Origin of the sequence: Paracoccus sp. S-4012, from assembly GCF_009674885.1 — a bacterium.
Classification (GTDB): Bacteria; Pseudomonadota; Alphaproteobacteria; order Rhodobacterales; family Rhodobacteraceae; genus Paracoccus.
On the sequence record NZ_WKKA01000010.1, the window covers coordinates 21,190 to 40,299 of the forward strand.

The window sequence follows — 19,110 nt, forward strand, 5'->3', positions numbered from 1 at the left end:
CCTGGCGGTTGCCGCCGCCGGTTCGGTGGGTGAGAGTTCATCCGGAGATTACGCCGCCTGCCAATTTCCACCACTTCCGAGACACCACCCGACTGCGGGAGCCCCTTCGAGCAGGTCACTCCGGAATCTGGGGAGGCAAGCTCGCCAGGTTGCGGAGGATGCCCCGCCTATTCCGACGAGCCTCGTGACCGCAGCCTGGATGGCCAGCACGTGCCTGTGGATTGCGCCATGCTGCGCGGATCCTGACGACTACATTGATGGGTGAGCCGCAGTGAAGGAGGGGCCCGTGAATGATGAACGCCTGATCTTGAAGGGCCTGTCTGACCGCGAGCAGAAGACCTTGGCGGCATATGGGTTCCAGATCAAGAAGAGCAAGCGTGCCGCCATTGCGAAGGCCAGAGAGTGCCTCCGGGAGCAAGGCCAGGTCCGCATGGAGGTTCGCGTCAAAGCCGCAGACCGCGCTGATTTGCGGAAACTCATTGCCGTTTTTCGTGCAGCCCGCGACGCGGGGGAGGGGCTGCAGGTCACCCGGGTGCCTCTGCCGCACGGGAGCTCAAGCGCGGTTCTGCTGTCGCCAGCGGCCGGCAGGCTTGAGCCGCAGGAACACCCGCGCGCCGCCTCGGTTTCGGACCCCGCGGGCACGTCCGCCGGGCGCCGGACCCCGTCCTCGACGCCGCACGTGATGGATGGCGGCAACGTGGCAGCCCGCCAGGCCTGCTTCCATCTCCCTTCGTCTTCGGCCGAACTCACCGAAATGATCTCCGGGATCGTTTGCGCCGAGGGTCCGCTGCCGCTCGACGCGCTGAAACACCGCGTTGCGACGGCTCATGACTGGGGTCGTGCCGGGAGGCAGATCTCAGCTCGCATCATGGCCTGCAGCAGCGAAATAGAGCTTCACGATGAAGCAGGAGTGATCTTCGCCTGGCAGAAGGACGGGCATTTCCCCCGCGCCGTCTATCGTCACGTGCCGGGTCGTGTCGTCCGGGAGATCTCACGCCATGAACTCGCCGATCTGCTTGATCGCAATGCTGCTGCAGTGAACGCCGCCGCGGACCCTGTGCGTGATCGCGGGCGTGGGCCGCCTTACGCGATCTGCCACGGAATACCTCGAGGCATGTCTTGCATGGTGGCGTGCCAACCCGCTTTGCCGGGAGACATGACGGCCGCCATCGAAGGAGAAATGGTCGTGAGCAGCAGCGGTAGCATGCTGACCTTCCATCACACGTCGGGATCGATGCTGCGGTTCGCCGCGGGCCGCACGGTCACCCGCCTGATAGGCCAAACCATTCGGGATCGGCTGTCTGGTCAGCTTGAGGGGCAGGGCACAGTGATATACATAAAGAAGCGAAGATACCCTGATCGGAGATGGTGCCATGCAGGTCTCGAAATGGGGAAACTCGCTCGCGGTGAGGCTGCCTGCAGAACTGGTGCGGGCCTTGGGATTGAAGGAGGGTGACAAGATCGAACTGGTGGCCGCGGAGAACGGCTTTGCGGTCCGACGCGAACCCTCCGCGGAAGAGGTGCTGGATCGTCTGCGGCGCTTCCGAGGATGCCTGCCTGCCTCGCGGAGATTGAGCCGCGAAGATGCGAATGCCCGCTGACTTCCTGGACACGAACGTCATCCTCTACCTGCTGGACGACGGACCCAAGGCCGACCGGGCCGCAGCGGTGCTCGCCGGGGGCGGGTGGATCAGCGTGCAGGTTCTCAACGAAACCCTGGCCAACTGCGTCCGAACAGCCGGAATGTCATGGGCGGAGGCCGCCGAGTTCCTGGGCGGGGTGCGCGAGCTCTGCAAGGTCGTCGATCTGACGCTCGAGATTCATCGCATCGGGCTCGCCCCTCTGCGAGAGATATGGCTTCTCGGTCTATGACGGGATGATCGTCGCGGCCGCGTTGACAGCGGCTGCGAGCGTCTCCTGTCCGAGGACATGCAACACGGGATGCTTGTCGAAGACAGGCTGCAGGTTGTCGATCCATTTCGGCTCTGAGTGCCTGGTGGAGGCAGTGAAGCCTGCTGATGTGCTCATCCCTCTGGTGCGACCTTCCCGAGCCAGGCTTCGAGCTCTTCGAGGATGCCACGCTCGTTCAGTGTCTCGGCCATCGCCACGAGCAAGTTGCGGTTCTGCTCGAGGATGACCATCGCCCTCTGCTCGGCCTCCATCAGCCGTGCGCGAACGCGGGCAGCATTCTCGGGGTCGTCGTCGAGATATGCATCGAGATCCCGCCCGCGCCAGATTGGTCCCTCAGAGCCAAGCCCGAGCCGCGCATCGATGTGGAGCGCCAGCCGCGTGGCCTCGGCAAGGTCGGACGAAGCAGGTCCACCAGATCTCGAGGAGATGTCCCCGAAGATCAGGCGCTCGGCTGCGCGGCCGGCCAGGTGGCGCGTCAGGTCAGCCTCAAACTCGGCGAGCTGGCCTGCTGCCGGTTTCGTGGACACGAAGATAAGATCGTGACCAAGGAACCGGAGACGACAGATGACGAGACGGCAGTTCAGCCGCGAGTTCAAGATCGAGGCAGTGAAGCTGGTGACGGATCGCGGCGTCTCGGTAGCACAGGCCAGCCGCGACCTGGATGTGGCCGAGAGCGTGTTGCGCCGCTGGATGCGCGAGTTGACGGCGGCTCCTGCTGCTGCCTTTCCGGGGCATGGGCAGTTGAGGGCTGATTTGGCCGAGATCGCGGCTCTAAAGAAGTCGACCGGCTCCGGGCGGAGCGTGACATTCTCAAGAAGCCCAAGCTCGGCCTGGGTGAGCCGCATCAGGTTGCGCTCGAACCCGTCGAGCGCGGCGTGGATGTCGGCATCCGTCTCCTTCAGCAGCTCGCGCACCTCGTCGTCGAAGTTCTCGAGCAGCTTCGAGCGCGTGGCGCAAGGGCGGCGTCGATCTCGGAGGCGAGTTCGGCCTAGAGAGCGTCGAACGCCGTTCGGATCTCGGCGGGCTGGCGGCAGAGCTGGGAGATCTCGGCCACACGGCGTTCGAAATCCACGCCCGAGCCGATGGCGCCCCGCACCTCGTCGGCGGCGCCGAAGCGGTGTGGTGGGCCTGGAGGCTCGGCGCGCGCGAGGACGAGGGCCTGCTCGACATCGGCCACGGCGAGGCCCTGCCGTCCGCAGCCGAGGCCGAGGATCTGCCGAGCTGGTGGGGTCGCTGTTCCTGCAGGTGGCGAATGCAGTGTTCTTCGGCTCGCTGCTCTTCGGCTACGCCTTCCTCTGGACCGTCGCCCCGAACTGGCCGCCGCCGGCCTATCTGGAGCCCGAGACGCTGGCGGTGGCGCTGGCGGCAGGCGGCGTGATCGTGGCGCCGATCGCGGTGCGGTTCGCGCAGTCGCGGCTGCGGAGCGGGGCCATGCCGTATCTCGGCCTCGCCCTCGCCGCGGCGGCGCTGGCCGCGCTGGTCGCGGCCGGGCTGCTGGTCCTTCGCGGTCTGCCGGACCCGCAGGCGCATGCCTATGCCGCGACGGTCTGGGTGCTCGCGGGCTACACAATGTTCCACGCCGTTCTGGCCGGGACCATGACGATCTTCGTCATGGCCCGCGCGGCGAGCGGGTTCCTGTCCGTCCGGCGCTCGGGCGAGCTGCGCGTCGTGCGGTTCTGGACCAACTACGCGGCGCTGGTCACGCTGCTGGCCCTCGCGGCCGTCTGGCTGCCGGGGCTGCTGACATGAGGGACATCCTCCGCATCTCGGTCCCGCTGACGGTCTGGCTCGCCGCCTTCAGCGCCGTCTATGGGCTGGAAGGGATCGTCTGCTCCCCCTCTTGGGAGACGACCGACCTGTCGCTGGCGGAAGGCCGGACGGCCCTGATGCTCGCGGCGGCCGCGGCCGTGGCCCTTCAGGTCGCCCTGCTCCTGGCCCTGCGCGCGCCGCGCTTCGCCTCTCCCTCGCCCTTCATGAAACGGCTGAGCCTCATGCTCGCGGCGGCGTCGCTGGTGGCGACGGTCTGGACGCTGTTCCCGGTCGCGGTGACGGCCGTCTGCCTTTGAGCGCAGGAGCGCCGCACGGCAATGGCGATGGTGCTGTCACACGATGCACGTCAATTCAGGTAGGCAACGGCGGTTGCCTGTCCCACCGTTCCCGACCTCCCACCAGCCCCGGACACCAGCCGGGGCTGTTTGCTGTCCGGTTCGCCCATCGCAAGGATCCCGGCCAGCGCACCCACGATCTCGATCCGGTGACCGCCAGGCTCGCTTGCATCCGGCAGCATCCTGATCTCGGAAATCAGCCCCCTCAGTGCGTGCCGGGTCGGACCGCGGCATGCACGTGCCGTTTGATGATGACGCTGTTGGCGCCGATGATCAGCAGTCGCCGCAAGGAGCGTTCGCCCATCTTTGTCGTGGCACCGAGCCGCTCTCCTTTGTGGATCGTCGCAGACCCATCTTGGCACAGCGATGCCGTCGGGGGGCGGTCACATCATCAGAGCCGCGGCCAAGCCAAGCTCCACTCTTGTAGCAATTTTTGTAGCAAAAAATGTAGCAACGAAGCTGGATAGAAATCCAGATACTCAGCTATCCCGTTGATTATAGTGGAACCTGCCTCATCTTACGAGAGGTTAGATGGTGGAGCCAAGGGGAGTCGAACCCCTGACCTCTTGAATGCCATTCAAGCGCTCTCCCAACTGAGCTATGGCCCCACCGGAGGTCGGCTGCGGTGCCCTTGGGCGCCGCCGCGTGCCGGGTGCTATAGGGGGCGGCGGCGGGGGGCGCAAGGGGAAAATGCGCCGCCGTCCCGCCGCCGTCCCGAGGGGGTCAGCCCTCCTCCTCGTCGCTCTCGACGTCGGCGATCTCGTCGAGCGACACGGTGTCGTCGTCGTCGTCGTCGAGCAGGTCGTCGTCGATCTCGGTCTCGGCGTCGGCTTCCACGTCGTCGTCGGCCTCGACCACGTCGTCGTCCTGGCCGGCCCGCGCCGCCGCCTTGTCGGCAATCATCGCCCGGCCCCGTCCGGAGACGATGCTCTCAACGGTGAACTGGGCGTCGCAGACCGGGCAGGTCATGGGATCGTTCTGCAGGTCGTAGAAGCGCGAGCCGCAGTTGGGGCACATCCGCTTGGTGCCCCACTCTTCCTTGGGCATGAGGGTCTCCTGAGGTGGGGTTGGCAAATCCGCGCTGCCCTGACACGAGGGGCAGGGACTGTCAAAGGCTTTCCGGCGCCGATTCCCGCCGGGCCGGCAAGGGGCCGCGGCGATGCAGGCGATCACACTGGACTGCGGGATGCAGGTGGCGCTGCGGCGCTCGGCCCGCGCGCGGCGGATGGTGCTGCGGGTCAGCCGCAGCGACGGGGCGGCGGTCCTGACGCTGCCGGCGCGCGCGGACCTGGGCGAGGCGCGGGCCTTCGTCGCGGGCCGCGCGGGCTGGCTGCGGGCGGCGGTCGCTGCGGCGCCCGGCCTGCAGCGGGTGGAGGCGGGCGCGGCGCTGCCGGTGGCGGGGCGGGGACTGGTGCTGACGCCCGCTGCGGTGCGCGTCTGCCGGGTCGAGGAGGGGCGGCTTCTCGTGCCAGAGGGGCGGCCGGTCGGCGCGATCGTGGCGGCATGGCTGCAGGGGCAGGCGCGGGCCGCACTCGCCGCCGCCTGCCAAGGTTACGTCGCGGCACTGCCCCGGGGGGCGCGGGGAATGACGGCCCTTGCGCTGCGCGACACGCGGTCCCGGTGGGGCAGCTGCACCGCCGAGGGGCGGCTGATGTTCAACTGGCGGCTGGCGATGGCGCCGCCTGTGGTGCTGGATTACGTCGCTGCCCACGAGGTTGCGCATCTCGCGCATCTGGACCACTCGCCGGCCTTCTGGGCGCAGGTCGCGCGGCTGCATCCCGGCTGGGAGGAGCGGCGCGACTGGCTGCGGCGGAACGGCCCGGCGCTGCAGGCGTGGCAGTTCCGCGAGGCTTGACCGCCGCTGCGCCTGTGATCACAAACAGCCATGGTTTCCGCCCGCCCCTCCGAGCCCGCCCAGCACGAGCGCCTCTATCGCAGCCTCCGCGCGCGGATCATGGTGGGCGAGCTGCCGCCCGGCCAGGCGCTGACGCTGCGCGGCATCGCGGCCGAGCATGGCGTCTCGATGACGCCCGCGCGCGAGGCGGTCCGGCGGCTGGCGGCGGAGGGGGCGCTGACGCTCTCGGCCTCGGGACGGGTCGCCACGCCCGCACTCAGCGAGGAGCGGCTGGAGGAACTGGCGGCGCTGCGCGCGCTGATCGAGCCGGAGCTCGCCTCCCGCGCGCTGCCGCGCGCGCATTTCGCGCTGATCGACCGGCTGGCGGCCATCAACGGCGCCATCGCCGAGGCGGTCGAGCGCCACGACGCCGTCGCCTACATCCGCAGCAACCTCGAGTTCCACCGCACCCTCTACCTGCGCGCGCAGGCGCCGGCGATGCTGGCGATCCTCGAGACGGTCTGGTTGCAGCTCGGGCCGACCATGCGGGCGCTCTACGGGCGCATCGAGCGGCACGAACCGCCGCGCCACCACCGGCTGATCCTCGCCGCGCTGAAGGCGGGGGACGAGCCGGGGCTGCGGCTGGCGGTGCGGGCGGATGTGACGCAGGGGCTGCGGCATCTGTCGCCCGACGGGGCGCCGCGTCGGCGTTGACCGTCAGGCCGAGGCGGGCGGCTCGCCCACCCGCACGACCTCCCATTGCAGCTCATGGCCGGAGGTCTCGCGGACGCGCGCCCGGACCAGCTCGCCAAGCGCCTCCAGATCGGCCGCGGTCGCGTCTCCGGTGTTCAGCAGGAAGTTCGGATGCTTCTCCGACATCTGCGCCCCGCCCAGGCGATGGCCGCGAAGCCCCGCCGCGTCGATCAGCGACCAGGCCTTGAGCTCGTGGCTGTCATCGGCCCGCCCGGTCGAGGAGAAGCCCGCCGGGTTGCGGAACGTCGACCCCGCCGAGCGGTCCTTCACCGGCTGGCTCGCATCGCGGCGGGCCAGCTGCTCTGCCATCCGGGCCTCTAGCGCCGCGGGGTCGCCGCGTTCGGCACGGAAACGGGCGGAGGTGACGACCCAGCCTTCGGGGATCGCGCTCTGGCGGTAGGCGAAGCGAAGGTCGTCGGGGGTCAGGGTGACGACGCGGCCGTCGCGGGTGATGGCGCGGGCGCAGGTCAGGTGGTCGGCCACATAGGCGCCGTAGCAGCCCGCGTTCATGCGCACCGCGCCGCCGATGCTGCCGGGGATGGTCCGCAGGAAGGTCAGGTCCAGCCCCGCCACCGCCGCCTTGCGCGCCACATGCGCGTCGAGCGCGGCGGCCCCGGCGGTGACGATGTCGCCCTGGATCCCGATGCCGTTGAAGCCCCGCCCGAGGCGGATCACCACGCCCCGGATGCCGCCGTCGCGCACGATGAGGTTCGAGCCGACGCCGATCGGGAACACCGGCACTGCCGGGTCGAGTTCGGCGAGGAAGGCAGCCAGGTCGGCCTCGTCGGCGGGCTGGAACAGCAATTCGGCCGGGCCGCCGACGCGCAGCCATGTCAGCTCCGCGAGCGGCCGCCCCGCCGTCAGGGCGCCCCGCGGCAGCGGCAGGGCGTCCCGCATTGCGGGCCCCGCCTCGTTCATGCGCGGCTGCCGTAGAGGTGGCTCCAGGCGGCGATGGCGAGGCCCATCATCGCCGGGCAGAGGCTCGCCAGCATCACCGAATAGACCACGAAGCCGCGCCAGCCGTTCGGGTCGAAGGCCGCCCAGAGCCCGAGGAAGATCAGCGCCGCCATCATCACCCCGCCGAAGATCGCCGCGACCCCCGCCTGCCCGCCGCCGAGAAGCCCGCCGCCGGCCGCATGGCCCGCGCCGCCGGAGACGAGCGCCGTGGCGATCAGCGGCAGCCCCAGGCCCGCGCCGGTCCCGAGGACGCTGAGGACGAGCGTCAGGAAGGCGAGGACCAGGCCGAGGCCGACAAGGATCGCGGCGGGTGTGGCGCGGCGCGAGGGGGAGGGAATCGCCATGGCAACCTCGGCGTGTGGGGGTCCATGCCGGTGCTAGGCCCTCCCGCCCTCCGGGGCAAGACGCCCGCGCCTGCGCGGGTGCCGCAGGTCGCGCGCCCACTGGCCCCAGCCGACCATGCCGCCCACAAACGCGCCGAGCGCGACCGGCCCGATCCCGAGCCCCAGCAGCGCCATCGGCACCAGAACGCCGAAGCCATGCGCGTCCGAGAAGCGCCACCAGACCCAGCCGATCGCCAGCAGCAGCGCCATCAGGACCGCGGCCAGAACCCCCTGCTTGTTGCGCCGCGCCGCGCGCCGCATTCCCTCGCCGATCAGGACGAGGAGCAGCACGGGCAGCAGGATCAGAGCGGCGTCGGTCAGGAACATGCGCGGGCGGAGGGTGGGGCTTGCCTGAGACTGGCACGCCGCCCCCGCCCGCGTCACCTCAGATTTTGCGCTCCGCAGGCGCGCAGCGGCGCGCGACCACCGCCTCGCGCCGCCGGCGCCGGGCGCCGACCGCCGCGGGCGCGCGGATCAGCACCAGAAGGCCCAGAAGGAACGTCGCGATCCCGGCGCCCGGTCCCCAGACATAGGTCATCCAGCCCAGCAGCGGCACCCCGGCGAGCGCCGCGGCCCAGAAGGGGCCAGCGCGCCGCTCGGCCGGGACCAGCCCCACGGCGGCCGTCAGCCCGACCCAGATCGCCGCGCAGAGGAAGCAGAGGAGGGCGGGCGTCCCCGTCATGCGGCCCGCGCCGTCAGCCGTTCCGGCAGGCCGTTGGCCCAGGCCGAGATCGATCCGGCGCCAAGGCAGACGACCATGTCGCCGGGCCGGGCCTGCTCGCGCACGAGCCGCTCGAGGTCGGATTCGTCGAGGATCGCTCGAGCGTGGCGGTGGCCGTGGGCGATCAGCCCGGCCACGAGGTCGTCGCGCGAGGCGCCCGCGACCGGCTCCTCGCCCGCGGCATAGACCTCGGCGATGGCGACCACGTCGGCCTCGTTGAAGCAGGTGCAGAAGTCATCGAAGAGCGATTTCAGCCGCGAGTAGCGATGCGGCTGATGGACCGCGATGATGCGCCCGGTGCAGGCCTGCCGCGCGGCCTTCAGCACCGCCGCGATCTCGGTCGGGTGGTGGCCGTAGTCGTCGATGATGGTGACGCCGTTCACCTCGCCGACGCGGGTGAAGCGGCGGTTCACGCCCTGAAACGAGGCGAGCGCCTCGCGGATCTCGGCCTTCTTCATGCCGAGGTGGCGGCCCACGGCGACCGCGGCGAGCGCGTTCGAGACGTTGTGGTCGCCCGGCATCGGCAGGGTGCAACCCTCGATCACCTCGTCCTCGGCCTGCAGCGCCAGGTCGAATTGCGCCACGCCGTTCTCGTAACGCAGGTTGATCGCGCGCACGTCGGCCTGGGCGTTGAAGCCGAAGGTCACGATGCGGCGGTCGGTCAGGCGGCCGACGAGCGCCTGCACCTCGGGATCGTCGGTGCAGAGGACCGCGAGGCCGTAGAAGGGGATGTTCGAGACGAAATCGTCGAAGCCGCGGCGCAACGCGTCGAAGCTGCCCCAGTGGTCCATGTGCTCGGGGTCGATGTTGGTCACGATGGCGATGGTCGCGGGCAGGCGGTTGAAGCTGCCGTCGCTCTCGTCGGCCTCGACCACCATCCACTCGCCCTCGCCGGCGCGGGCGTTGCTGCCATAGGCATGGATCACGCCGCCGTTGATGACCGTGGGGTCGAGCCCGCCCTTGTCGAGCATGGTCGCCACCATGGTCGTGGTGGTGGTCTTGCCATGCGTCCCCGCCACCGCGACGTTCGAGCGCAGGCGCATCAGTTCCGCCAGCATCTCGGCCCGGCGCACCACCGGCAGGTGGCGGCGGCGAGCCTCCATCAGCTCCGGGTTGTCGGGCTTGATCGCGGTCGAGCAGACGACGACCGAGGCCTCGCCGAGGTTGGCGGCCGCATGGCCCTCGCACACCCGAGCGCCGAGACATTCCAGCCGTTCGGTGATCTTGCTGCGCTTGGCGTCGGAACCCTGCACGGCGTAGCCCAGCGTCATCAGCACCTCGGCGATGCCGGACATGCCGATGCCGCCGATGCCGATGAAGTGGATCGGCCCCAGTTCGAGGGGCAGCTTGGTGGCGGCAGCGTTCATGCGGCAAGATCCGTGACGAGGTCGAGGAGGCGGCGGGCCGCGTCGGGCCGGCCGAGCGAAAGGGCATTCGCGGCCATCCCGGCGGCGCGCGCGGGATCGGTCAGAAGCGACTGCATGTCGCGCGCGAGGCTCGGGGCGTCAAGCACCGACTCGGGCAGCGTCAGCGCTGCGCCGGACTCGACCAGAGGCCGGGCATTGGCCGACTGGTGGTCGCCCGCGGCGGCGGCGAAGGGGATGAGGATCGAGGGGCGTCCGATGACGGTGATCTCGGCCACGGTCGACGCCCCGGCGCGGCAGACGACAAGCTGCGCCTGCGCCATGCGGGACGGGATGTCGGTGAAGAAGGGCGCGACCTCGGCGGTGACGCCCGCGGCGGCATAGGCGGCGCGGGCCTGCTCGACATCCTCGGGACGGGCCTGATGGGCGACGTGGAGGCGCGCGCGCAACGCCTCGGGGAGCAGCGCCACCGCGGCGGTAACGCTCTGCGTCAGGATGCGCGAGCCTTGGCTGCCGCCGACCACGAGGAGGTGCAGCGGCCCGTCCTCGGTCGGCGGCTGATACGCCGCCCCCGCCCGCTCCAGCACCGCCTGCCGCACCGGGTTGCCGGTATGGATGCCCTTCACGCCCGGCGGCAGCGCGGTCGGCCAGGTGCCGCAGGCGATGCGGTCCACCCGGCGCGCGAACTGGCGGTTGACGCGGCCCATGATGCCGTTCTGCTCGTGAATCATGCGCGGCAGGCCCAGCAGCGTGGCGGCGGCCATCGCCGGAATCGCCGGATAGCCGCCGAAGCCCACCACCACCGCCGGGCGGTCGCGGCGCAGGTCCGAGAGCGCGCGCCCGATCCCCGCGCCGATCCGCGCGGGCGCGGTGAGCTTGCCCAGCAGCCCGCCCCGGGCCGTGGTGGCGGAGGGCACGACCTCGCGCGCGACCTCGGCCGGGAAGCCGGTGGCGTAGCGCGCGCCCCGCGCGTCGGTCGAGAGCGTGACCCGCCAGCCCTCGGCCAGCAGCACCTCGGCCAAGGCCTGCGCCGGGAACATGTGCCCGCCGGTGCCTCCGGCGGCGATCAGGGCGAGACGCGGCTTCATCTCAGCGCCCCGGCCGGGCGAGGATGTCCTCCAGCCCCCCCTGCGGCCGCGCCCGCGTCAGCGCCAGCAGCATCCCCACGGCGATGCCCGAGGCGATCACCGAACTGCCGCCGTAGCTGACGAAGGGCAGCGTCATGCCCTTTGCCGGCAGCAGCCGCACCGCCACGCCCATGTTGATGAGCGCCTGCACGCCGAAGGCGCAGGCGAGGCCAGTGCCCGCGATCCGCGCGAAGGCATCCCGCTCGCGCCGCAGCCGCCAGAGCGAGCGGATCACGATCGTCGTGTAGAGGGCGATGATCGCCAGCACCATGACCAGGCCGTATTCCTCGGCCGCCACGGCGATGATGAAGTCGGTATGCGCGTCGGGCAGCGACCACTTGACGGTGCCCTCGCCGACGCCGACGCCGAAGAAGCCGCCTTCCTGGATGGCGTTGGTCGCGTAGCCGAGTTGCGTCCTCGGATCGACCTCGGCGCTGAGGAAGCCGTCGATGCGGCGGGCGAAATGCTCGGAGGCGCCATAGGCAAAGAAGCCGCCGGCCACCGCCATGCCGGCCACGACCAGCAGCAGCACCATCGGCGCCCCGGCCACGAAGAACATCACACACCAGCTGAACAGGACCAGCGAGGCCTGCCCGAAGTCGGGCTGCATGGCCAGCATGACGACGATGAAGAGCGCGACGGCGAAGCTGTAGCTCTTGCCTGCCGGACCGCCGACCTCCTGGCTCGCGGCCATGAACCAGCCGCCGAGGATCACGAAACCGGGCTTGAGGAACTCGGACGGCTGCAGCGAGGCGAAGCCGAGGCTGATCCAGCGCGTCGCGCCCTTGCCGAAATCGGTGCCGATGACCGGCAGCGATGCGACGAGGAGGAGCGAGGCCACGAAGCCCAGCACCCCGATCCGCCGCACCTGCCGGGGCGACATCATCGACAGCACCAGGGCGACGATCAGGGCCACGCCGCCGAAGAAGGCCTGCCGGGTGACGTAGTAGAAGGCCGGCAGCCCGTTCTTCTCGGCCAGCGGCACCGAGGCCGCGAGGCCGAGCAGCAGCCCCATCGCGAAGAGCCCGAGGATGCAGGCCAGCGACCAGCGATCGACCGTCCGCCACCATCGTGGCAGAATCGGGTCGGCCACGCGCGCGGGCGCGGCGCCATAGACCATCTCCGTCATCGGGGTCCTGCTGTCACTGCCTCGGGTCCGCCCGTTTGCCGGGTCTGGCGCGGAGAGTAGCGCGGAATGCCGGCCCGCGCCACTGCGGATTGCGGCAGGGGCTACAAGATGTTGTGCGCGAAGGCTCACGCCCCCGGCAGCGCCGCGACCAGACGGGCGAAATCTTCGCCGCGCTTCTCGAAATTCGGATACTGGTCGAAGCTCGCCGCCGCCGGGGCCAGCAGCACCGTCTCGCCGGGCTCGGCCTCCGACGCGGCGCGGGCGACGGCGGTCTCCATCGTCTCGCAGATCTCGTGCGGGACCGCGCCGAGTTGCAGCGCAAAGTCGCGGGCCGAATGACCGATGAGGTAGGCCTTCACGACGCCGCCCAGATGCGGCGCGAGGGCCGCGATGCCGCCCTCCTTGCCCAAGCCGCCGGCGATCCAGCGGATGCGCGGAAAGGCCTGCAGCGCCTTGGCGGCGCTGTCCACGTTGGTGGCCTTGCTGTCGTTGACGAAGGCGACGCCGCCGATCTCGGCCAGCCGCTGGCTGCGATGCGGCAGGCCCGCGAAGGTGCGGAAGCCCGCCTCGATCTCGCGCGGGGAGAGGCCCACGGCCCGGCACGCGGCCCAGGCGGCGCAGGCGTTCTGGTGGTTGTGCGCGCCCGGCAGGCCGGGGACGCTCCGCAGGTCCACCGAGGCCACCTGCCGCCCCTTGCGCCATTCCGCGAGAAACCCCTTGCGGGCGAAGACCGACCAGCCGAACCCTTCGAGCTTCGTCCCCGACGAGATCCGGATCACCCGGTCGTCCCCCGGCCCCATGCCCATCTGCCCGGCCAGATACCGCCCCTCGACCTCGTCCACGCCGATCACCGCGCGATCCGGCCCGCCCTCCGCAAACAGCCGCCGCTTCGCCGCGAAATAGCCGCCCAACCCCCCGTGGCGGTCGAGATGGTCGGGCGAGAGGTTGGTGAAGACCGCCACATCCGGCGTCAGCGCGCGCGCCAGATCGGTCTGGTAGGAGCTGAGTTCCAGCACCACCACCTCACCGTCCTGCGCCGGGTCGAGCGACAGCACCCCCCGGCCGATGTTCCCGCCCAGCTGCGTCGGCCGCCCGGCGGCGTCGAGCACATGATGGATCAGCGCCGCGGTGGTCGATTTCCCGTTCGACCCCGTCACCGCGATCACCCGCGGCGCGGTGTCGAACCGCTCCCACTCGCCCGTGGCCCAGCTGCGGAAGAAAAGGCCGATATCGTTGTCCACCGGCACCCCTCGCGCCAGTGCCTGCGCGATGGCCGCATGCGGGGTGGGGTAGAGATGCGGGATGCCCGGCGAGGTGATGAGCGCGGCGATCCCCCGCTCCCAGGTCGCGTCTCGGGTCAGGTCGGCGATCTCCCATCCCTCCGCCGCGGCCTCGGCCCGTGTATCGGCGCCGTCGTCCCAGGCAACGACCTGCGCGCCGCCCTCGCGCAGCGCGGCGGCGGTGGCGCGACCCGAGCGGCCGAAGCCGAGCACGGCAATGGTCTGGTCGGTGACGCCGAGGACGGGGATCATGGCGGGACTCCATGCGGTTTCGGCGCCGGCATGGCATGGCGTGGCGCCGTGCGGCAAGGGCGCCGCAGGCTCGCCTTGACACATCCCGGCAACTCGCCTTTAGCCGGGCAGGCCGCGCAACCGACGGAGGCTCCACCATGAACACCCACGAGAGCCGGCCGACCGCCGCGCCCGCGGACGGCGGGCAGCTGCCCGAGGTCACGGTGGCCTTCGCCCGCGAGCTGGGGATCGGGACCCTCGATCCCGGCGAATCGCCGGTCGGCGTGGTTCCGCGCGCGGGCCTGCGCCTGACCGATCTGCGCCGCCCCGAGGCCGCGGAGGTCGCGGACCCGGCGAAGCAGGCGCGGATCAGGACCATTGCCCGGCGCTACGACCGGCCGGTGGAACTGCGCAACGACATCCTCCACGCGGGTCCGGGGCTGGATCTCTTCCGCGGGCAGGTCTGGTCCGGCGCGCAGGTCGTCGAGGGCACGTTCCACAAGAAGCTGCGTCCCGGTGCCGATGAGCTGGAGCGGCTCGACCGTCTCCGCCGGCGCAACCGCGCGCAACGCTTCTCCGGGGTGAATGCCTATTTCCAGAAGCCCGGCACCCAGAACTACTTCCACTGGATGATCGAGTGCCTGCCGCGGCTCGAGGTGCTGGGTCCGCTCGTGCGGGAGGGCCGCGTCGACGGGCTGATCCTCAACTTCGGCAGGCTGCCGGATTTCGTGCGCGATTCGCTTGCGCATTTCTATCCCGATCTGGTGGACCGGGCCCAGCTCCTCGCGGGGCCCCTGGCCACCCCCGACGAGCTTGCCTTCTTCGTCTCGGGCGGACCCGCGGCGGGGCAGACCTCGGAGACGCGGATGTCCACGGCGACCAGGCGTTTCATCGAGGCGCTGCCGCGCCGCGATGCGCCGGGCGACGAGGTCATCCTCGTCTCGCGCGCGGACATGGAAAATCGCCGGCTGCTGAACGAGGACGAGGTCTTCGCCTATCTCGGAGCCCGTTTCCCGGTCCGCCGCATCGTTGGCGCGCGGCTGTCGATCGCCGAGCAGCAGGTGGTTTTCGGCCGCGCCCGCGCGATCATCGGGGTTCATGGCGCGGGGCTGTCGAACCTGATCTTTGCGCCGCGCGGCTGCCGGCTGATCGAGTTCACCACGGTGCAGTACATCAACCGCACCGCGAGCTTCCACGACTCCTGCCTGCTGGCCGGAGGCGAGCCGCATCTGGTGCTGGCGGAGGAGGTCGGCGGGCGAACGGAGGTGGTGAACAATCTGGGGAACGACCTGTTCCTGCCGGCCGAAGGCTTCGCACGCCTGGCGGAGCTTGTCTGAGCCGACGCGCCCGGCTTGCAGCGCCTACCTCAACTTCAACGTGCTCAACCCGATCAACGCCAGGATCGCGGCGATGATCCAGAAGCGGATCACGATCTGCGGCTCGGCCCAGCCCTGTTTCTCGAAATGGTGGTGGATCGGGGCCATCAGGAACACGCGGCGGCCGGTGCGCTTGAAATAGGCCACCTGGATGATGACCGAGAGGGCCTCGACCACGAAGAGGCCGCCCACGATGCCCAGCACGATCTCGTGCTTGGTGCAGACGGCAATCGCGCCGAGCGCACCGCCGAGGGCGAGCGAGCCGGTGTCGCCCATGAACACCGCCGCAGGCGGCGCGTTGTACCACAGGAAGCCGAGGCCGCCGCCCATCAGGGCCGCCAGAAACACCGCGATCTCGCCGGTGCCGGGCACGAAATGCAGGCCGAGATAGTTGGCGAAGTTGGCGTTCCCGACGAGATAGGCGATCACGCCAAAGGTGCCGGCGGCGATCATCACCGGGCCGATGGCGAGGCCGTCGAGGCCATCGGTCAGGTTCACCGCATTCGCCGCGCCGGCGATCACGAAGGCGCCGAAGAGCGGGAACAGGAACGACAGGTTGATGAGCGCGGTCTTGAAGAACGGCAGCGCCAGCTGCAGCGACAGCGCGTCGGGATGCAGCCAGGCGGCCCAGATCGAGGCGATCAGGGCGACCGCGAAGCCGAGGAGCAGCCGCACCCGGCCCGACAGGCCCGCATGGTGCTGCTTCGTCACCTTGGCGTAGTCGTCGGCAAAGCCGATCAGCGCGAAAGCCAGCGTCACCAGCAGCACGATCCAGACGTAGCCGTTGTCGAGCCGCGCCCAGAGGAGCGTCGCCACCGTCAGCGCCGAGAGGATCAGCAGCCCGCCCATCGTCGGCGTGCCGGCCTTGGCGAAGTGGTTCTCAGGCCCGTCGGTGCGGATCGGCTGGCCCTTCTTCTGCTTCACCCGCAGCCAGTCGATCAGCGGCCGCCCGAAGATGAATCCGAAGATCAGCGCGGTGAAGAACGCCCCGCCGGCGCGGAAGGTGATGTAGCGAAACAGGTTGAAGAGGTCGCCGCCATCCGACAGCCCGCTGAGCCAGTAGAGCATTCGTTAACCTTGTGCTGGACCCGGCGGCGTCTGCCGCGCCCGCCGGATCGCGTCAACCACGGACGCCACGCGCGATGATTTCGAGCCCTTGATGAGCACGATGTCGCCTTCCCGCGCGAGGTCGGCGGCGCGGGCCGAGAGGCCGTCGGCGGTCTCGGCCCAGATGCCGCGCTTCTCGGCGGGCAGGGCGTCCATCAGGTGCCGCATCCGCGGTCCACAGGCATGGACGAGGGCGATGCCCTCGAGCTGCGGCCAACCCGCGATGCCGCGGTGGATCGCGGCCTCGTTCGGGCCAAGTTCCAGCATGTCGCCGAGGATCGCCACCCGGCGACCCGCTCCGAGCCGCGCCTGCGTGTCGAACCCGGCGGCGAGCGAGGCGGGGTTGGCGTTGTAGCTGTCGTCGAGCAGGGTCAGGCCGCCGAAGTGCTCGACCCCGCCGCGGCCCTTGAAGGGGCGCCAGTCGGCGAGGGCGGCGGCCGCGCCGGGCAGGTCGGCGCCGAGGGCGTGGAGGGCGGCGAGCACGCCGATGGCGTTGCGGGCGAAATGCTCGCCCGCCGAGGCGAGTGTGAAGCTGAGGCGCTGTCCGGCGACTTCGGCCTCGACGCGGGTCTCGCCGCCCGCGGCCGTGGCGGAGACGAGGCGCGCCTCGGCGTCAGGGCCGAAACCGATCCTGCGCGCGCCGCTCGCGCCTGCGCGCAGGATCGGCGTGGTCTCGAGGCCCTCGGGTATGACGGCGGTGCCGCCCGGCTCCAGCCCCTCGAAGATCGAGGCCTTCTCGCGGGCGATGCCGGAGACATCCTCGAAGGCTTCCATATGGGCGGCGGCGACGGTCGTCACCATCGCCACATGCGGGCGGGCGAGGCGGGCGAGGGGGGCGATCTCGCCGGGGTGGTTCATGCCGATCTCGAGCACGGCGAAGCCGGCGTCCTGCGGCATCCGCGCCAGCGTCAGCGGCACGCCCCAGTGGTTGTTGAGGCTGGCCTCGGCCGCATGGACCCGGCCTTGCGGCGCGAGGGCGCAGGCCGCCATGTCCTTGGTCGAGGTCTTGCCGGCCGAGCCGGTGATCGCCAGCACCCGCGCCCCGCTCCGGGCCCGCCCGGCACGGCCGAGCGCCTCGAGCGCCGCCACCACGTCGGCCACGATCAGCAGCGGCGCATCCGCCGCCACGCCTTCGGGTACGCGCGAGACCAGGGCCGCCGCGGCGCCCATCGCAAGCGCCTGGGCCACGAAATCATGCCCGTCGCGCGCGTCCTTCAGCGCCACGAACAGATCGCCCGGCGCAAGCGTGCGCGTGTCGATCGAGATGCCGGTCGCCGCCCAGTCCGTCGTCGCGCGGCCCCCCGTCGCCGCAACGGCATCGGCGGCGGTCCAGAGCGGCGCGGTCACGCGAGCTTCCCGTCGAGGGCGGCGACCGCGACGCTCGCCTGTTCGGCGTCGTCGAATGGATAGACGGCGCTGCCCACGATCTGCCCGGTCTCGTGCCCCTTGCCCGCGATCAGCAGCGCGTCGCCCGGCTGCAGCGCGTCCACGCCGCGCAGGATCGCCTCGGCCCGGTCGCCGATCTCGATCGCCTCGGGACCGGCCCCGGCCAGCACCTCGGCGCGGATCGCGGCGGGGTCCTCGCTGCGGGGGTTGTCGTCGGTGACATAGACCACGTCGGCGTATTTCGCCGCCGCCTCGCCCATCAGCGGGCGCTTGCCACGGTCGCGGTCCCCCCCGGCGCCGAAGACGACGATGATCCGGCCCATCACATGCGGGCGCAGCGACTGCAGCGCCGAGGCGAGGGCGCCGGGCTTGTGGCTGTAGTCCACGAACACCGCCGCGCCGTTCTCGCGCCGCGCCGCCAGTTCCATCCGCCCCCGCACGGTCTTGAGGCCGGGCAGGGTGCGGACCACCGCCGCGGGCGACTCGCCCGTGGCGGCGGCGAGCGCCGCCGCGGCCAGCACGTTCTCGGCCTGGAAAGTGCCGATCAGCTCCAGCCGGACCAGATGCGGGCTGCCGTTCCAGGCAAAGCGCAACTCCTGCCCCGTGGCATCGGTGCGCTGCGCGAGGATGCGCAGGTCGGCGATGTCGGACTTGCCGATCGTCTCGAGCGACAGGCCCCGCTCGCGCGCCAGCTGAACCATGTCGCAACCGCGGGCGTCGTCGATGTTGACGATCGCGGGGCGGCCCTCCTCCATCAGCTGCCGGAAGAGGATCGCCTTGGCGGCGAAATAGGCGTCAAAATCCTTGTGGTAGTCGAGGTGGTCCTGGCTGAAGTTCGTGAAGGCGGCCGCATCGAGGCGCACCCCGTCCAGCCGCCGCTGGTCGAGTCCGTGCGAGGACGCCTCCATCGCCGCATGGGTGACGCCCGCGGCTGCCGCCTCGGCCAGCACCCGGTGCAGCGTGATCGGGTCCGGCGTGGTATGCGCCAGCCGCGCCTCGTAGTCGCCCTGCACGCCCATCGTCCCGAGGCTGATCGCCTTGCGGCCGAGCGCCTGCCAGATCTGGCGCGTGAAGTTGGCCACCGAGGTCTTGCCCGAGGTGCCCGTCACCGCGACCATATGCGCCGGCTGCGCGTCGAACCACAGCGCCGCCGCCCCGGCGAGCGCCGCGCGCGCGTCCTCGGCCACCACCACCGCGCCGTCCCAGCCGGCCAGCGCCGGCGCCGCCCGCGCCGCCCCCGCGCGGTCGGTCAGCACCGCGCCCGCGCCCATGCGGATGGCATACTGGATGAAGTCGGCGCCGTGCACGGCCGAGCCGGGCAGGGCGGCGAACAAATCCCCTGGCTTCACCTCGCGCGAGTCGGTCGCAAGGCCCGTGATCCGCGCCTCGCGCCCCTCCCGCGCCGAGAGCCCGAGGCGGGCGAGGGTTGTCTCACGATCGGTCATC

General features: G+C 70.9%; 22 protein-coding genes, 1 tRNA gene and 2 pseudogenes. 9 read left to right on the forward strand and 16 right to left on the reverse strand.

Going from position 1 to position 19,110, the window contains the following annotated elements:
• Window positions 1–286 precede the first annotated feature (286 nt).
• From GI374_RS19280 to GI374_RS13125, 3 genes are read left to right on the forward strand one after another with little or no spacing between them, the layout of a single operon-like run.
• On the forward strand, window positions 287–1,456 hold the full coding sequence (locus GI374_RS19280) for a DUF3320 domain-containing protein (protein WP_154337526.1): 1,170 nt from the start codon (window positions 287–289) through the stop codon (window positions 1,454–1,456).
• Window positions 1,374–1,601 carry an AbrB/MazE/SpoVT family DNA-binding domain-containing protein gene (locus GI374_RS13120; protein ID WP_154337527.1) on the forward strand — a complete coding sequence of 76 codons (228 nt, stop codon included), beginning with the start codon at window positions 1,374–1,376 and terminating at the stop codon, window positions 1,599–1,601. Before GI374_RS19280 ends, GI374_RS13120 begins: the two co-directional genes overlap by 83 nt.
• On the forward strand, window positions 1,591–1,872 hold the full coding sequence (locus tag GI374_RS13125; protein ID WP_229583227.1) for a PIN domain-containing protein: 282 nt from the start codon (window positions 1,591–1,593) through the stop codon (window positions 1,870–1,872). Before GI374_RS13120 ends, GI374_RS13125 begins: the two co-directional genes overlap by 11 nt.
• Before the next feature lie 152 nt (window positions 1,873–2,024).
• Here the strand turns inward: GI374_RS13125 and GI374_RS13130 are convergent, their stop codons facing one another.
• Window positions 2,025–2,507 (reverse strand): hypothetical protein, encoded by a 483-nt coding sequence (locus GI374_RS13130; protein WP_154337528.1) that lies wholly within the window; start codon window positions 2,505–2,507, stop codon window positions 2,025–2,027.
• On the opposite strand from GI374_RS13130, the pseudogene GI374_RS19285 reads away from it, so the two are divergent.
• A pseudogene (locus GI374_RS19285) lies at window positions 2,476–2,729 on the forward strand (transposase); the annotation flags it as partial. The gene GI374_RS13130 and the pseudogene GI374_RS19285 overlap by 32 nt on opposite strands.
• A gap of 170 nt (window positions 2,730–2,899) precedes the next feature.
• On the opposite strand, the gene GI374_RS19290 reads toward GI374_RS19285, so the two are convergent.
• The gene (locus GI374_RS19290; protein ID WP_229583229.1) at window positions 2,900–3,088 is read right to left on the reverse strand and encodes a hypothetical protein; all 189 of its coding nucleotides are present in this window, start codon (window positions 3,086–3,088) and stop codon (window positions 2,900–2,902) included.
• A 47-nt stretch (window positions 3,089–3,135) separates the two neighbouring features.
• Between GI374_RS19290 and GI374_RS19295 the strand changes: the two genes are divergently transcribed.
• Window positions 3,136–3,660 (forward strand): hypothetical protein, encoded by a 525-nt coding sequence (locus GI374_RS19295; protein WP_229583231.1) that lies wholly within the window; start codon window positions 3,136–3,138, stop codon window positions 3,658–3,660.
• Window positions 3,657–3,977, forward strand: coding sequence for a hypothetical protein (locus GI374_RS13140; RefSeq protein WP_154337530.1), 321 nt, complete (start codon window positions 3,657–3,659; stop codon window positions 3,975–3,977). Before GI374_RS19295 ends, GI374_RS13140 begins: the two co-directional genes overlap by 4 nt.
• Window positions 3,978–4,227: 250 nt before the next feature.
• Here the strand turns inward: GI374_RS13140 and GI374_RS19845 are convergent.
• The 3 genes and pseudogenes from GI374_RS19845 to GI374_RS13150 form a co-directional block, all read right to left on the reverse strand.
• Window positions 4,228–4,344, reverse strand: a pseudogene (locus tag GI374_RS19845) (IS110 family transposase); the annotation flags it as partial.
• 204 nt (window positions 4,345–4,548) lie between these two features.
• Window positions 4,549–4,624, reverse strand: a tRNA-Ala gene (locus tag GI374_RS13145).
• A gap of 115 nt (window positions 4,625–4,739) precedes the next feature.
• Window positions 4,740–5,063, reverse strand: a complete 324-nt coding sequence (locus tag GI374_RS13150; protein ID WP_154337531.1) for an FYDLN acid domain-containing protein — start codon at window positions 5,061–5,063, stop codon at window positions 4,740–4,742.
• A gap of 112 nt (window positions 5,064–5,175) precedes the next feature.
• Here GI374_RS13150 and GI374_RS13155 point away from each other — a divergent pair, with 112 nt between their 5' ends.
• Window positions 5,176–5,871, forward strand: a complete 696-nt coding sequence (locus GI374_RS13155; protein WP_154337532.1) for a M48 family metallopeptidase — start codon at window positions 5,176–5,178, stop codon at window positions 5,869–5,871.
• A gap of 30 nt (window positions 5,872–5,901) precedes the next feature.
• Window positions 5,902–6,564, forward strand: coding sequence for a GntR family transcriptional regulator (locus tag GI374_RS13160; protein WP_154337533.1), 663 nt, complete (start codon window positions 5,902–5,904; stop codon window positions 6,562–6,564).
• A gap of 3 nt (window positions 6,565–6,567) precedes the next feature.
• Here the strand turns inward: GI374_RS13160 and murB are convergent, their stop codons facing one another.
• The 8 genes from murB to murD form a co-directional block, all read right to left on the reverse strand.
• On the reverse strand, window positions 6,568–7,500 hold the full coding sequence (murB, locus tag GI374_RS13165; RefSeq protein WP_154337590.1) for a UDP-N-acetylmuramate dehydrogenase: 933 nt from the start codon (window positions 7,498–7,500) through the stop codon (window positions 6,568–6,570).
• A gap of 17 nt (window positions 7,501–7,517) precedes the next feature.
• Window positions 7,518–7,904 carry a hypothetical protein gene (locus tag GI374_RS13170; RefSeq protein WP_154337534.1) on the reverse strand — a complete coding sequence of 129 codons (387 nt, stop codon included), beginning with the start codon at window positions 7,902–7,904 and terminating at the stop codon, window positions 7,518–7,520.
• A 33-nt stretch (window positions 7,905–7,937) separates the two neighbouring features.
• Window positions 7,938–8,270, reverse strand: coding sequence for a hypothetical protein (locus GI374_RS13175; protein ID WP_154337535.1), 333 nt, complete (start codon window positions 8,268–8,270; stop codon window positions 7,938–7,940).
• A gap of 58 nt (window positions 8,271–8,328) precedes the next feature.
• Window positions 8,329–8,625: a DUF2484 family protein gene (locus tag GI374_RS13180; protein WP_154337536.1), complete on the reverse strand. Its 297-nt coding sequence runs from the start codon at window positions 8,623–8,625 to the stop codon at window positions 8,329–8,331.
• Entirely contained in the window at window positions 8,622–10,031 is a 1,410-nt protein-coding gene (murC, locus tag GI374_RS13185; protein ID WP_154337537.1) for a UDP-N-acetylmuramate--L-alanine ligase, read from the reverse strand. Before murC ends, GI374_RS13180 begins: the two co-directional genes overlap by 4 nt.
• Window positions 10,028–11,116, reverse strand: coding sequence for an undecaprenyldiphospho-muramoylpentapeptide beta-N-acetylglucosaminyltransferase (gene murG, locus GI374_RS13190; RefSeq protein WP_154337538.1), 1,089 nt, complete (start codon window positions 11,114–11,116; stop codon window positions 10,028–10,030). Before murG ends, murC begins: the two co-directional genes overlap by 4 nt.
• A 1-nt stretch (window position 11,117) precedes the next feature.
• Complete coding sequence (locus GI374_RS13195) at window positions 11,118–12,284, reverse strand: putative peptidoglycan glycosyltransferase FtsW (RefSeq protein WP_154337539.1); 1,167 nt, start codon at window positions 12,282–12,284, stop codon at window positions 11,118–11,120.
• 125 nt (window positions 12,285–12,409) lie between these two features.
• Window positions 12,410–13,816, reverse strand: coding sequence for a UDP-N-acetylmuramoyl-L-alanine--D-glutamate ligase (gene murD / locus GI374_RS13200; protein WP_154337540.1), 1,407 nt, complete (start codon window positions 13,814–13,816; stop codon window positions 12,410–12,412).
• A 137-nt stretch (window positions 13,817–13,953) separates the two neighbouring features.
• Here murD and GI374_RS13205 point away from each other — a divergent pair, with 137 nt between their 5' ends.
• Complete coding sequence (locus GI374_RS13205) at window positions 13,954–15,132, forward strand: DUF563 domain-containing protein (RefSeq protein ID WP_195759923.1); 1,179 nt, start codon at window positions 13,954–13,956, stop codon at window positions 15,130–15,132.
• A gap of 24 nt (window positions 15,133–15,156) precedes the next feature.
• Here the strand turns inward: GI374_RS13205 and mraY are convergent, their stop codons facing one another.
• Genes mraY through GI374_RS13220 form a run of 3 tightly spaced genes read right to left on the reverse strand, consistent with a single transcriptional unit; the run spans window position 15,157 to window position 19,109 of the window.
• Window positions 15,157–16,239 carry a phospho-N-acetylmuramoyl-pentapeptide-transferase gene (mraY, locus tag GI374_RS13210; protein ID WP_154337542.1) on the reverse strand — a complete coding sequence of 361 codons (1,083 nt, stop codon included), beginning with the start codon at window positions 16,237–16,239 and terminating at the stop codon, window positions 15,157–15,159.
• A gap of 3 nt (window positions 16,240–16,242) precedes the next feature.
• Window positions 16,243–17,625 (reverse strand): UDP-N-acetylmuramoyl-tripeptide--D-alanyl-D-alanine ligase, encoded by a 1,383-nt coding sequence (gene murF / locus GI374_RS13215; RefSeq protein ID WP_370515342.1) that lies wholly within the window; start codon window positions 17,623–17,625, stop codon window positions 16,243–16,245.
• Entirely contained in the window at window positions 17,622–19,109 is a 1,488-nt protein-coding gene (locus GI374_RS13220; RefSeq protein WP_154337543.1) for a UDP-N-acetylmuramoyl-L-alanyl-D-glutamate--2,6-diaminopimelate ligase, read from the reverse strand. The genes murF and GI374_RS13220 overlap by 4 nt, the downstream gene beginning before the upstream one ends.
• Window position 19,110 lies beyond the last annotated feature (1 nt).